The 13542-nt window shown below is 61.3% G+C and carries 8 protein-coding genes; 4 read left to right on the forward strand and 4 right to left on the reverse strand.

The window, feature by feature from the left end; all coding sequences use genetic code 11:
* The first annotated feature begins 35 nt into the window (after positions 1-35).
* On the forward strand, positions 36-1463 hold the full coding sequence (gene arcD, locus AC3IUA_RS15245; protein WP_489354981.1) for an arginine-ornithine antiporter: 1428 nt from the start codon (positions 36-38) through the stop codon (positions 1461-1463).
* 60 nt (positions 1464-1523) lie between these two features.
* Here the strand turns inward: arcD and AC3IUA_RS15250 are convergent, their stop codons facing one another.
* Positions 1524-3236: a cation:proton antiporter gene (locus AC3IUA_RS15250; RefSeq protein WP_489354983.1), complete on the reverse strand. Its 1713-nt coding sequence runs from the start codon at positions 3234-3236 to the stop codon at positions 1524-1526.
* Between the two features lie 296 nt (positions 3237-3532).
* Between AC3IUA_RS15250 and AC3IUA_RS15255 the strand changes: the two genes are divergently transcribed.
* The 3 genes from AC3IUA_RS15255 to AC3IUA_RS15265 all read left to right on the forward strand — a co-directional run bounded on the left by AC3IUA_RS15255 (position 3533) and on the right by AC3IUA_RS15265 (position 7013).
* On the forward strand, positions 3533-4195 hold the full coding sequence (locus AC3IUA_RS15255; RefSeq protein ID WP_489354985.1) for a hypothetical protein: 663 nt from the start codon (positions 3533-3535) through the stop codon (positions 4193-4195).
* Positions 4196-4342: 147 nt separating this feature from the next.
* A complete protein-coding gene (ppk2, locus tag AC3IUA_RS15260) occupies positions 4343-5164 on the forward strand; it encodes a polyphosphate kinase 2 (protein ID WP_489354987.1) in 822 nt (273 codons plus the stop codon).
* Between the two features lie 49 nt (positions 5165-5213).
* Entirely contained in the window at positions 5214-7013 is a 1800-nt protein-coding gene (locus tag AC3IUA_RS15265) for a SulP family inorganic anion transporter (RefSeq protein WP_489354989.1), read from the forward strand.
* A 27-nt stretch (positions 7014-7040) separates the two neighbouring features.
* On the opposite strand, the gene AC3IUA_RS15270 is transcribed toward AC3IUA_RS15265, so the two are convergent.
* The 3 genes from AC3IUA_RS15270 to AC3IUA_RS15280 are packed head-to-tail and all read right to left on the reverse strand — an operon-like array spanning position 7041 to position 13073.
* Positions 7041-8495 carry an efflux transporter outer membrane subunit gene (locus tag AC3IUA_RS15270; RefSeq protein WP_489354991.1) on the reverse strand — a complete coding sequence of 485 codons (1455 nt, stop codon included), beginning with the start codon at positions 8493-8495 and terminating at the stop codon, positions 7041-7043.
* Position 8496: 1 nt separating this feature from the next.
* Complete coding sequence (locus AC3IUA_RS15275; RefSeq protein ID WP_489354993.1) at positions 8497-11706, reverse strand: efflux RND transporter permease subunit; 3210 nt, start codon at positions 11704-11706, stop codon at positions 8497-8499.
* Complete coding sequence (locus tag AC3IUA_RS15280; protein WP_489354995.1) at positions 11703-13073, reverse strand: efflux RND transporter periplasmic adaptor subunit; 1371 nt, start codon at positions 13071-13073, stop codon at positions 11703-11705. Before AC3IUA_RS15280 ends, AC3IUA_RS15275 begins: the two co-directional genes overlap by 4 nt.
* Between the last annotated feature and the right edge of the window lie 469 nt (positions 13074-13542).

Genomic DNA, 13542 nt, shown 5'->3' on the forward strand with positions numbered 1-13542 from the left:
CGGCGGTAGTCGCACCGGGCAAGGGAGACGCAGGAATGTCGCAACCGACGCAAAAGCTTCGCTTGGGTGCGCTGATTGCCTTGGTGGTGGGCTCGATGATTGGCGGCGGGATCTTTTCCTTGCCGCAGAACATGGCGGAGCGAGCCGATGCCGGTGCCGTGCTGATCGGCTGGGCGATCACCGCCGTGGGCATGCTGACCCTGGCCTTTGTCTTCCAGACCCTGGCCAATCGCAAACCGGAACTGGATTCCGGGGTGTATGCCTACGCCAAGGCCGGGTTCGGCGACTACATGGGATTCTCATCGGCCTGGGGCTATTGGATCAGCGCCTGGCTCGGCAACGTCGGCTACTTCGTGCTGCTGTTCAGCACCCTCGGTTATTTTTTTCCGGTCTTTGGCCAGGGCAACACGCCGATCGCCATCGGCTGCGCCTCGGTCCTGCTGTGGGCGGTGCACTTTCTGGTGCTGCGCGGGATCAAGGAGGCGGCGTTCATCAATCAATTGACCACCGTGGCCAAGATCGTGCCGCTGATCATGTTCATTGTGATTGCCGCCGTGGCCTTTGAGGCAGACATCTTCACCCGCGACATATGGGGTCGCAGCAACCCGAATTTCGGCAGCGTGATGGACCAGGTGCGCAACATGATGCTGGTGACCGTGTTCGTCTTCATCGGCATCGAAGGCGCCAGTGTCTATTCGGCCAGGGCGCAGAAACGTTCGGACGTCGGCCGGGCGACGGTCATCGGTTTTGTCGGGGTGCTGGCGCTGCTGGTGTTGGTGAACGTGTTGTCGCTGGGGATCTTGAGCCAACCGGAACTTGCGAAACTGCAGAACCCGTCGCTGGCGGCAGTGCTGGAGCACATCGTCGGCCCTTGGGGTGCGTTGCTGATCAGCATCGGGCTGGCGGTTTCGCTGCTCGGGGCCTTGTTGTCGTGGGCGCTGCTGTGCGCCGAAATCCTCTTCGCCACGGCCAAGGACAAGACCATGCCGGCCTTCCTGAAAAAGGAAAACGCCAACCATGTGCCGGTCAACGCGTTGTGGCTGACCAATGTGATGATCCAGATTTTCCTGCTGATCACGCTGTTTTCCGCGGGTACTTACACCAGCCTGATCTACCTCGCGTCCTCGATGATTCTGGTGCCGTACCTGTGGTCGGCGGCCTATGCGGTGCTGTTGAGCGGGCGCGGTGAAACCTACGAACATGCCTCGGCCGAGCAGACCAAGGATCTGTTGATTGGCTGCGTTGCGCTGAGTTACGCGGCATGGCTGTTGTATGCCGGCGGGGTGAAATATCTGCTGCTCTCAGCGTTGCTGTATGCGCCCGGGGTGATTCTGTTCGCCAAGGCCAGGCATGAGCAGGGCGAACCGCTGTTCACGCCTATCGAGAAGGGGATTTTTACCTGCGTCATCGCCGGGGCGGGGCTGGCGGCCTATGGGTTGTACAGCGGCTTGCTGTCGTTATGAGGTTGTTGCTGGCGTATCAGTCGTGGCCGGAATGGGCATTTCAAGGGATTTTGTACAGAATCAGGATTCGTCATCTTCGGCGCCGGGATAAAAACCGTGCAGCAGGCTATAGCGGTCATGTCGTACCTGGTCGGCCCGGTCCTGCACCTGCTGCTCGGGAAGACCCAACATGATCAGCGCATGAGAGGCGAGCATCAGGCTGGATTCCAGCAACTCAGGCACGACTTCGCTGGCACCGGCCGCCTTCAACTCGGCCCTCTGACTGTCGTCCCGAGTGCGCACCAGGATTGGCACGCTCGGGTTGATTCGGCGTGCCTCCTGCAACACCTGCAATGCGGTGTCCGTCTTGTCCACGGCGATTACCAGCAGGCTGGCGCGCTCCAGGCCTACCGCGACCAGCAGTTCACCACGATGTGAATCGCCGTAGTGCACACTGCTTTCACCGACCGCTGCTTCCCGAACCCGTACCGGGTCGTTATCCAGTGCGATGTAGGACTGTTGGGCATTGCGCAGAAAACGTCCGATGGATTGCCCCACACGACCGTAACCACAAATCACCACATGGCCCTGCACCCCCGCGTTGAGCGCGCTGATCTCCTCGAGTTTGGCTTCTTCGTTGGGCTTGCGGTGCAAGCGTGCGGCAATGTGCGGAGCGGCGCGCAGCAGCGACGGGGTTACTACCATTGAGCAGAAGGTCGCGGCCAGCAGCAGGCCACCGAGGTCGGCGGGCATCAGTCGGGTTTGCTGCATCTGCGCCATCAGTGCAAAGCAGAACTCGCCGCCCTGGGCCAATGCCAGGCCGCTGCGCCAAGCGGTTTCATTATCGCTGCCGCGCCATTTGACCAACAGCGCGACCACGCTGCCCTTGATCAGCAGCAACCCCAGGGTCAGACCGAGGATCAGCAGGCCGTGGCTGGCAAACAGTCGCAAGTCGATCAGCATGCCGATACTGACAAAGAACACGCCGAGCAGGATGTCGCGAAAGGGGCGGATGTCGGCCTCGATCTGATGCCGGTAGTGGCTTTCCCCCAGCAGCATGCCAGCGAGAAATGCGCCCAGGGCAGGGGAGAGGCCGATCAGGTGAGTCAGCCCGGCGGTCAGCAGAACGATGACCAGGGCCAGCAGCACGAACAGCTCTGCGGAACGGGACGCGGCCACTTCATGAAACAAGTGTGGCAACACCCAGCGACTGACCAGCGACAGCCCGACGAACAGCACGAGGGTCTTGCCCAGCGTCAGGGGCAATGCCCAATACCAGGCTTGATCGCTGGTACCAGCGAACACCGGCACCAGGGTCAGCAACAACACCGCCACCACGTCCTGGAACAGCAACACGCCGATGGCATTCTGGCCGTGGCTGCTGAAAATCTCGCCGAGGCTGCCGAGCTCTTTACTGACAATGGCCGTGGAAGACAGCGCCAGACCGCCGCCGAGCAAAAACGCAGACGTGGCCGGCATGCCTGAGATCATCAGCAACGCGCCCAACAGTGCCCCGGACATCAGCACTTGAAGGCTGCCGAGGCCAAACACCACCTGACGCAGTGCAATCATTTTCGACAGGGAAAACTCCAACCCCAGGGAGAACAGCAAAAACACTACGCCCAGTTCGGCGAGGAGCGGCAACGCTTCGCTTTCGTTCACCCAGTCGAACGCCGTCGGCCCGACCAGCAGCCCCACACAGAGGTAACCCAGCACCGGCGGCAATCGCAGGCGATGGAACAGAGCAATGACTACCAGGGAGGAGGCGAGGATGATTAACAGGCTGACGAACATAAAAACTCCGCTGACGGCTCTGGTGCATTTATATGAGCTTCCTGCTTGATCGATAAGCCACCTATGAGCCTAGACCGAAAACGGCTCATGTCATTTAGTGGCTGGAGCTGTCGACCGCGCAAGTAGCGCATGTGTGTCCCGTTGAATGCGTTCACCCTTGCCCGTCTGTCATTGCGGCAACAAAATCGTTTCAAACTACAATGAAAGGGGGCTGGAAAAGACCTTCCCCGAAAAACCGGCCCATGAACCTGCCCCAAAGGGCATCACACAGGCCCGGATCCGCCGAGGTTGGACGCATGCAAAGCACTGGAGATCAAAAACCGCCACGTGTGCTCGATCCGATCGAGCGTGTCACCGAGGTGATCTTCGGCCTGCTCATGGCGATGACCTTCACCGGAACGATCAGCGTGGCGACGGCTGGCCAGGAGGCGGAACGGACGATGATGATCGCCGCGCTCGGCTGCAACCTCGCCTGGGGGCTCGCGGACGCGGTGATGTACCTGCTGCGTACCCTGATCGAGCGCACGCGCAACCGCACGTTACTGGCAAACCTGTGCGGCGGGGCGGACGCGGCCACCGGGCAGGCGCTCATTGCTGATGCGTTACCGCCGCGTCTGGCGGCAGCGGCCGGCACCGACGGGCTGGAATTGTTGCGCCGCCGTCTGGTCGAAGATCCCGCCATGCCGGTGCCGCCGCGCCTTGGCCGGGATGACTTCAAGGGCGCACTCGGCGTTTTCCTGCTGGTCGTGTCCTCGACATTCCCGCTCGTGGTGCCCTTCCTGTTGCTCGACCAGACGACTCTCGCAGTACGGGTGTCCAACCTGGTCGGACTCGGGGTGCTATTCGTGGCCGGTTGGATTCTTGCGCGATACGCCGGTGCAAAACCGTGGCAGGGCGGGATGGCGCTGGCAGTCACCGGCACGCTGCTGATTGCCGCGATCATAGCGCTCGGCGGATAAGGGGAGTGCACATGCGCGCTTGATCGGGTCATGGACTAAACTCACGCGATTAGTTACCGGAGTCAAACGTAAAGAGCAGAGGGGCCGTCCAAAACCGACGCTGCGCTTTGCTCGAAGCAATGCGCGATCTACTGCGAGGACTTGGTCATGGCAAAGGATAAGAAGGGCGCCCCTAAGAGTAATTCCGCTGAAAGCTTGAAGCTGACGAACAAAGACTATCTTGATCAGCTGCGCCGACTGCATGTCGAACTGGTCAAGTTGCAGGAGTGGGTCAAACAAAAGGGCATCAAGGTCTGTATCGTCTTCGAGGGGCGCGACGGTGCCGGCAAGGGCGGGACGATCAAGGCGCTCACCGAACGGGTGAGCCCGCGGGTCTTTCGAGTGGTGGCGTTGCCTGCGCCGACCGATCGCGAGAAGAGCCAGATGTATATGCAGCGCTACCTGCCGCACCTGCCCGCGGCGGGTGAAGTGGTGATCTTCGATCGCAGTTGGTACAACCGTGCGGGCGTCGAGCGCGTGATGGGCTTCTGCACCGAAAAGCAGGTTGCCAGTTTCCTGAAGTCAGTACCCCTCGTGGAGCATGCGATCGTCAACTCGGGAGTTATCCTGCTCAAGTATTGGCTGGAAGTCAGCCCGGAGGAGCAGACCCGCCGACTCGAGGCGCGGATCAAGGATGGACGCAAAATCTGGAAACTTTCCCCTATGGATCTCAAGTCGTACGGCCGCTGGTATGACTACTCGCGCGCACGTGACGACATGTTCAAGGCGACCGACACCGAATATGGGCCGTGGCTGGTGGCCAACTCAAACGACAAGCGCCGGGCTCGCCTCAACATCATCACCGACTTGCTCAGCCGCATCCCGTACAAGAATGTGCCGCGCGAGAAGGTGACGTTGCCCAAGCGGCAGAAGCCAGGCGGCTATCGCGAACCGGATTATCCGTTCAGGCGAATCCCTGAAAAATTCTGACGGGTACGTTTAAACGAATTTGCGCTGTATACCAAAGGGCCACAGTCCTATGAGCCATCCGGATTCTTCGCCCCCCCTCCCGGAGCCGGGCCGGATTGCGCGCCGGGGTACGGGCGACGATCAAACCGGCTGGGGCCGTTGGCTGCCGGGACTGCGCACGTTGCGCGGATACCCGGTGGCCTGGTTGCGGCACGACATCGTGGCGGGGCTGGTGCTGACCACCATGCTGGTGCCCGTCGGCATCGCCTACGCGGTGGCATCGGGCGTACCCGGCATCTATGGCCTCTACGCGACCATCGTTCCGCTGCTCGCCTATGCGTTGTTCGGCCCCAGCCGGATTCTGGTGCTGGGGCCGGATTCCTCGCTCGCTGCCGTGATCCTCGCCGTCGTCCTGCCACTGTCCGGCGGCGATCCGCAGCGCGCAATCGCCCTTGCGGGCATGATGGCGATTGTCTCGGGGACGGTGTGCATCCTCGCTGGCGTAGCGCGCCTGGGCTTCGTCACGGAGCTGCTGTCCAAACCGATCCGCTACGGGTACATGAACGGGATCGCGTTGACGGTATTGATCAGCCAACTGCCCAAGCTTTTCGGCTTTTCGATCGAAACCGACGGACCGCTGCGAAACTTATGGGCCATCGTTACAGCGGTGATGGATGGAAAGACCAACTGGACCACGTTCATGGTCGGCGCATCCACCCTGGCGGTGATCCTGCTGCTCAAGAACCACAAGCGCGTGCCGGGCATCCTGATCGCCGTGGCGGGCGCGACCGTCGCCGTTGGCGTGCTGGACCTTGCGGCGCGGGCTAATGTGGCGGTCCTCGGCTCACTTCCACAAGGCCTGCCTGCGTTCGCCATCCCCTGGATCACCAGCGCCGATATCGTCCCCGTGCTGATCGGCGGTTGCGCCGTCGCCCTCGTCTCGTTCGCTGACACCAGCGTGCTCTCGCGTGTCTATGCGGCGCGGACCCAAACCTATGTCGACCCGAACCAGGAGATGGTGGGGCTCGGCGTCGCCAACCTGGCCGCGGGATTTTTTCAGGGCTTCCCGATCAGCAGCAGTTCGTCACGTACTCCCGTGGCCGAGGCCGCAGGCGCCAGGACCCAGCTGACCGGAGTCGTCGGCGCGCTGGCGGTTGCCTTGTTGCTGATGGTGGCGCCGGACCTGCTGCAGAACTTACCCTCCAGCGCACTGGCTGCGGTGGTGATTGCATCGGCTATCGGCCTGATCGAGGTCAGCGACCTGCGACGAATCTATCGCATCCAGCGTTGGGAGTTCTGGCTGTCAATTGCCTGTACGGTAGGCGTGGCCGTGCTGGGTGCAATTGAGGGCATCGGCCTGGCCATCGTGATTGCGGTCATCGAATTCCTGTGGGATGGCTGGCGCCCGTACTCGGCGGTTCTGGGACGCGCCAAAGGCATTCAGGGCTACCACGACATCACGCGTTATCCCGACGCGCGCCTGATCCCCGGCCTGGTCCTGTTTCGCTGGGATGCGCCGTTGTTTTTTGCCAACGCCGAGCTGTTCAATGACCGAGTGCTGGACGCAGTGGCGACATCGCCTGCACCCGTGCGCTGGCTGGTCGTTGCGGCGGAACCGGTCACCAGCGTGGACGTGACCTCTGCCGACATGCTGGCCGAGCTGGACGAAACCTTGCACACGGCTGGCATCAAGTTGTGCGTGGCCGAGATGAAGGACCCGGTCAAGGACAAGCTGAAGCGCTTCGGGCTTTTCGCGCGGTTTGGCGAAGCGGCGTTCTTTCCGACGATAGGTGCCGCCGTCAGCAGCTATCTCGAGACCCATCCGGTGGATTGGAGGGATGAGGGGGATCGGGAGGACGAGGATCGCTGAGCGGATGACCGGCGATCTGCACCCCGCTCATTGCCGCGGTTTGCCGCTGCTCGCTGACGTGGGCACCTCAGTGGCCGTCAGCCTGGCAGCCTCGTTCACCCAACCTCCGCCAGTCGCCTTGTACACATCAATCATGGCGGTGAACACCTGGCCCTGGGTGCGGGTGTAATTCAACTCGGCGTCAAACAGGCTGCGTTCGGCATCCAGAACTTCAATGTAGCTGGTGTAGCCATTGTCATAGCGCAGCCGCGCGAACCGGGCGTAAGTCCGTAGCGCCTCGACCTGATTTGCCTGGAAGGCCATCTGCTCGCGGGATTTGCTCGATACGATCAGGGCATTTTCCACATCCCTGAAGGCCGATTGAATCGCCTGCTGGTAGCTCAGCAGCGCTTGTTGTTGAAAGGCTTGCGCTTGTTGCACCTGCCCGGAGATTCCACCGGCAGTGAAGATCGGCATGCTCGCGGCGACAGCATAAGACCAGGTTTCGGCGGGCCCGGTGAACAGGTTCGAGAGTTGGTTGCTGACAGAGCCCAGCAGCCCGGTCAGGGAAATGGTCGGGAAGTACAGGGCCTTGGCCGCACCGATACGGGCGTTCGCCGAGATCAGGTTCAGCTCGGCCTGGCGCAAATCAGGTCGCCGTTCCAGCAAGTCCGAAGGTAAACCGGCGGGCACCGACGGTAGCGTCAGTCGGGCCAGTTCACGCCCCCGTATGATGGGCCCCGGGTTGCGGCCAAGCAGCACTGCCAGGGCGTTTTCCTGTTGCGCCACCAAGGGCTCGAATTGCGCGACCGAGGCCAGGGTCCGCTGGTACTCGGATTGGTTCTGTGCCAATTCCATTTCGGAGATGGTGCCGGCGCCAAAGCGCAGTTTGAATATGTCATAGGAGTCCCCCCGCGCCTTGGCAGTTGTGCGGGCAATTTCCAGCTCCCGATCAAGATCGCGCAGCGTCACGTAACTCGACGCCACCGACGATACCAGGCTCAGTATGACGCTACGGCGACCTTCCTCCGAAGCTAGCAGATCGGCGCGGGCGGACTCGTTGAGGCGCCGCAAACGGCCCCAGACATCCAGCTCCCAGTTCACGCTGAGGATGGCCTGGTAGTTGTTGAAGACCGGATCGACGCTGGAATCCAGGGGGACGGGGCCGTTGTCTCGGGGAGCCTTGGTCCGCTCACCTTGCGCGCCAGCCCCGACTTGGGGAAACAACCGGGAACGGGTCTCGCCGTAACGGCCCTGGAATTCCTCCACCCGTGCGGCGGCGATCTTGATGTCTTTGTTCTCGAGCAATGCGGTCCGGATCAGGTCATTCAGGACGGGATCCTGAAACTGCTCCCACCACAGGGTATTGGATAGATTCCTGGCCTCCTGGTCCGCGTAGCGATAGGCCGCCGGGGTGTCAGTTTCAGGGCGCTGGTAGTCCGGGCCGACCATGCAGCCAGCCAGGCCCAGGCACAGCAATAGTGGGAGAGGGGGTTTGTGCATCTCAATCTCCCTCATGTCTGTTTTGCGCTGCGCCACCTGGAATCTCTGCACCTGGCGTCGGTTCTCCGGGCTCACCAGCCTTATTGACCTCGCCCTTTTTCTCGGTCATCCGCTCCACCAGGTAGTAGAACAGCGGGATGAAGAAGATCGCGATGACTGTCGCCGCCAGCATCCCGCCGATCACCCCGGTACCGATGGAGTGGCGGCTGTTCTCGGATGCGCCGACGGCAATGGCCAGTGGCACGCAGCCGAGGATGAACGCCAGGGACGTCATCACGATAGGCCGCAGGCGTTCCCTGGCGGCGGTCATCGCGGCATCGTAGGCGGACATTCCGTGTTCCCGGTTCAGTACCGCAAACTCGAAGATCAGGATCGCGTTCTTGGCGGCCAGGGCCACCAGCATGGTCAAGCCGATCTGGAAATACACGTCATTGCTCAATCCCCGGATCAACACGGCGAGCAGGGCCCCGAACAACGCAAAGGGCACCGCCAGCAGCACGCCCACGGGCAGTGACCATTTCTCGTACTGGGCCGCCAGGATCAGGAACACCATGATCAGGCCGAAGATGAATACCTGGGAGGAGGTGCCGCCGCTTTTCTTCTCCTCGAACGCCTCGCCACTCAAGGCGAGGGCATAGTCGTTGGACATGATCTCGGCGCTGACTTCCTCCAGGGCCTGGAGCGCTTGCCCGGAACTGTAGCCGGGGGCCGCGTTGGCAGTGAGTTTGACCGCCGGGAAGTTGTTGAAGCGGGTCAGCAGATCGGGCCCGGTGACGTACCGGGTGGTCAGCAGGGCTTTGAGTGGCACCATCTCGTGGGTGCTGCTGCGCACGTAGATCTGTTGCAGATCCTCGGCCTTGAGGCGATAGGCCGGCTCGGCCTGCAGAATGACCTGCCACAGGCGGCTGAACTTGTTGAACTGCGAAACGTACAGGGAACCGAACATGGTTTGCATGGTGCTGTAGACATCCTCCACCGGCACACCCAGTGTTTCGGCCTTTTCCCGGTCCACGTCGACCAGCAACTGCCGGGAGAAGACGTTGAAGGTGGAGGTAATGGCGCCGAGTTCCGGACGCTGCCTGGCCTTTGCCACGAGGTTGCCGACCACTTCCGCCAATTGGTCGGTGCTGGCGTCCCCCTTGCTCTGGACCCACACCTCCATGCCGCCGGTGGTGCCCAGGCCGGGAATGGAGGGCGGGTTGACGGGCAGGATGATACCGCCCTGCACTTGGGAAAAGGCCTTGGCAGACGCCTGGATCACGGCAGGGGCGCTTTGCTCCTTGATAGTGTCCGAGTCCTTGTAGCGCTCCTCGAAATCCTTGAAGCCGACGAAGAAGGCTGCGGCATTGTTCTTGTTCTGGCCGTCCAGCAGGCTGTAACCGTTAACGATGGCGACGCCCTCGACGGCCTCATTATTCATGTAGTAATCGCTGGCCACTTTGCCCACCTCGCCCGTGCGATCCAGGCTGGCAGCGTCGGGCATGATCACGGCGCCCAGCAGATAGCCCTGATCTTCCGGCGGCAGGAACGCACCGGGGATGCGCTGCGCCATCAACAGGATCAGTCCAATCATGCCGGCAAAGAGCAACAGCGCGAGCACGAAGCGCTTGATCATGAACGCCACCGAGCGAGAGTAACTTTCGGTCATGCGTTCGAAGCTGTGTTCGAACCAACGGAAAAAGCGGTTCTTTTCTCCGTGCTGAGGCTTGAGCAGCAGCGCTGCCAGGGCCGGTGAAAGCGTCAGCGCCACCAGGCCGGAGATCACCACGGAGATGGCGATGGTGATAGCGAACTGTTTGTAGAGCTGGCCGGTGATACCACCCATGAAGGCCACTGGAATGAACACTGCGCACAGCACCAGCACGATGGCGACCACGGGGCCTGCCACTTCATCCATGGCCCGTTTGGCGGCCTCCTTGGGCTGCATCTTGTGGACCTGCATGTTGCGTTCGACGTTTTCGATCACCACGATCGCATCGTCGACCACGATGCCGATGGCCAGCACCATGCCGAACAGCGTCAGCATGTTCACGGAAAATCCCAGGGCCGACATGCCGATGAAGGTGCCGACGATGGACACCGGCACCGCAAGCACCGGGATCAGGGTGGCACGCAGGCTTTGCAGGAATAGGTAGACCACCACGACCACCAGCACCAAGGCTTCGAAGAAGGTGTGGATCACCTCGGAAATCGAAGCACGGGTAAACGCAGTGGTGTCCATCACGATCTTGTATTCGATGCCCTCGGGAAAGGTCGTTTTCATTTGTGCCAGGGTCGAGGTGACCGCCGCGGAGACGTCGAGGGCGTTCGCGCCGGGTTGTTGATACACCGCAATCAGTGTCGCCGGACGGCCTTGGTAGGTGCTGCGCAGGGAGTAGTCTTTCTGCCCGAGCTCGGCCCGTCCGACGTCCTTGAGCCGAACGATCGCGGCCCCACCGTTGCTGGCGCGCAAGATGATGTTCTCGAATTCCGCCGGCTCGGTCAGGCGTCCCTTGGTGGTCACGGCAAACGACTGCTCCACTGCCTGGCCGGTGGGGGATTGGCCGACGCGGCCTACCGCGAACTGCTGGTTCTGGTTGGCCACGGCTTTCTGCACGTCGGCGGCGGTGATCCCCAGCTGGGCCATGCGGTCGGGCTTGAGCCAGATTCGCATGGCGTAGTCCGGGGTGCCGAAGATGCTGGCCTGGTTGGCGCCCGGGATGCGCTTGATCGCATCCAGAATGTACAGGTTGGCGTAGTTGGCGACGTAGGTGCTGTCATAGCGGTCGCCGGCGGAGAACACCGCAAGGACCATCATGAAAGCTGACGACTTCTTCTGTACCTGTATGCCCTGACTCTGGACGGCGGAGGGAAGTTGCGGCAGGGCCAGATTGACCCGGTTCTGCACGTCCACCTGGGCAAGGGACGGGTCGGTGCCAATCTCGAAGAACACATTGAGGGTCATGTTGCCCGTCGCGGAGCTCGACGAGTTCATGTAGATCATGTTGTCGGCGCCGTTGACCTGCTGCTCGATGGGCGCCGCCACGTTATTGGCCACGACCTGCGCATCGGCTCCCGGGTAGGTGGCGGCAACGGTGATTTGCGGTGGCGTGATGTCCGGGTACTGGGCGACCGGCAGCGTGACCATGGCCACTGCGCCGGCCAGGGTGATGATGATGGAAATCACCGAGGCGAAGATCGGCCGATCGATGCAATAGTGGGAAATGCTCATGGGCTATTCCCGCTGGCAGCCCCCGCCGGGGCGGCCTTTTCCGGTTGTCCTGGTGCTGCGCCTGCCGCCGCAGCGCCAGGCGCCTCGACGATATTTAGCGGCCCACCGGGAGTGACCCTGATGGCACCATCGACCACTATGCGCTCGCCGGCACTCAGGCCCTTGCTGATAAACCAGTCATCGCCGTGCCAGTCACCCACTTCGACAATGCGTTGCTCGGGCTTGCCCTCGGCATTGATCACCCAGACGAAACGGCTCCTGGCACCCTCCAGGACTGCCTTCTGCGGCACAAGAATGGCGTTCGGTCGGGATGCCCCTTTGACCAGGGCCCGCACGAACTGACCGGGCCGCAGCACGCCCGCCGGGTTGGCGACCACTGCCCGGACCAGAAAGGTGCCGGTTGCCTGACTAAAAGAGGGCGCTAGAAAATTCACCTGACCGCGGTCAGGCACCACCGTACCGTCAGCCAACATCACTTCGACGACAAAGTCGCTGCGCAATGGAAACTTGAGGCGTCCGGCGGCAATCTCGTCGCGGTATTTCAGCGTTTCGTTTTCCGAGAGACTGAAGTTGACGTAGATAGGGTCCATCTGTGACACGGAGGTCAGCAGTCCCGATTCACCTGGCGTTACGTAACTGCCTTCCTGCTTTTTGGCAAAGCTCGAAAGGCCGGTGAGGGGAGAGGTGATGGTGGTGTAACTGAGGTTCAACTGCTCAGTGCGCACGGCGCCCTCTGCCGCAAGCATGGCGGCCCGGGTCTGACGCTCGTCGCCGACGGCATTGTCCAGATCCATCTTGCTCACTGCGTTCTGCGCCGCCAGGGGGCGAACGCGGGCCAGGGTAGCCTTGGCCACTTCCCAGCGCGCCTGTTGCTGGGCCAATTGCCCCTGGGCCGACAGCAGCGCTGCCTCGAAAGGTTTGCGGTCCATCTGGAACAGTGTTTGCCCGGCTTTCACCAAGTCGCCTTCGGTGTACAGGCGTTTATCCAGAAAGCCGGCGACCCGGGCGCGGATTTCCACCTCACGGGAACTCTGCGTCTGGGCGACAAATTCAAACGTAACCGGGGTATCGCGCGCGGTGACCGTCATGACAGTCACATCCGGGGGCTGACGCGCCGGGGAAACCGGCTCTTTGTCGCAGCCTGCAAGCAGGCCGAAGACCCCCGCCAGAAAGGCGATTGGCAAGCCGATACAGCTCGAAAACCTGATGCCACCCAGGCGCATGCACGGTGCGGGGCAGGTGTGTTTTTCGAGGTTTTCTACTTTACGAGAGCCTTCGCAACTGTCATTGCCCTGGGGAGTGGCAAGTGGTGACAGCCAGTCGCCTTCGAGCCGGGCGGCAATGTCCATGTTCATGTTCACGCCCATGCCCATGCTCCATAAAGGTCTTTCGAAGAGAAGCGTTGTATTACTAGCTTATAAAGGGTAGTCCAATATCCTGACTGCGAAGACGATGCTGGCCAGGCGTCGTGGGCCGAACCAGCGGATGGCGGCGATGCCGATGAGAGTCTGACAAACAGGCTACATTGGCGAAGAGAAACGAGGGGGTGAGCTCGATCTATTTCCAGGGTGGTACATGCACGAGATTATAACTCAACTAAACAGTCATTTAGTTGAGTTATAATTAAATCAACTAAAAGAGAGAGCAGGGCGCAAGAGCGTTTTTCCTTTATTCAGGTCTTTTTTTCCAGAAAAATCTTACTCTATTCGAGTGTTTCCAGATGATCCGTCAGTTCATCTTCGTCTTGGATCTGGAAATGTCCGTGCACCAGGTTCGCAAACTGCGCTCTAGACCTTTGCGGCTTGTCTGGTTGTGGCTTTGGGTTGCCAATCACCT

The organism is Pseudomonas sp. KH_050 (genome assembly GCF_057838875.1).

Bases quoted from the DNA above. Each gene is read 5' to 3' on its own strand.
- arcD (WP_489354981.1), top strand. From the start codon at position 36: ATGTCGCAACCGACGCAAAAGCTTCGCTTGGGTGCGCTGATTGCCTTG.
- AC3IUA_RS15250 (WP_489354983.1), bottom strand. From the start codon at position 3,236: ATGTTCGTCAGCCTGTTAATCATCCTCGCCTCCTCCCTGGTAGTCATT.
- AC3IUA_RS15255 (WP_489354985.1), top strand. From the start codon at position 3,533: ATGCAAAGCACTGGAGATCAAAAACCGCCACGTGTGCTCGATCCGATC.
- ppk2 (WP_489354987.1), top strand. From the start codon at position 4,343: ATGGCAAAGGATAAGAAGGGCGCCCCTAAGAGTAATTCCGCTGAAAGC.
- AC3IUA_RS15265 (WP_489354989.1), top strand. From the start codon at position 5,214: ATGAGCCATCCGGATTCTTCGCCCCCCCTCCCGGAGCCGGGCCGGATT.
- AC3IUA_RS15270 (WP_489354991.1), bottom strand. From the start codon at position 8,495: ATGCACAAACCCCCTCTCCCACTATTGCTGTGCCTGGGCCTGGCTGGC.
- AC3IUA_RS15275 (WP_489354993.1), bottom strand. From the start codon at position 11,706: ATGAGCATTTCCCACTATTGCATCGATCGGCCGATCTTCGCCTCGGTG.
- AC3IUA_RS15280 (WP_489354995.1), bottom strand. From the start codon at position 13,073: ATGGGCGTGAACATGAACATGGACATTGCCGCCCGGCTCGAAGGCGAC.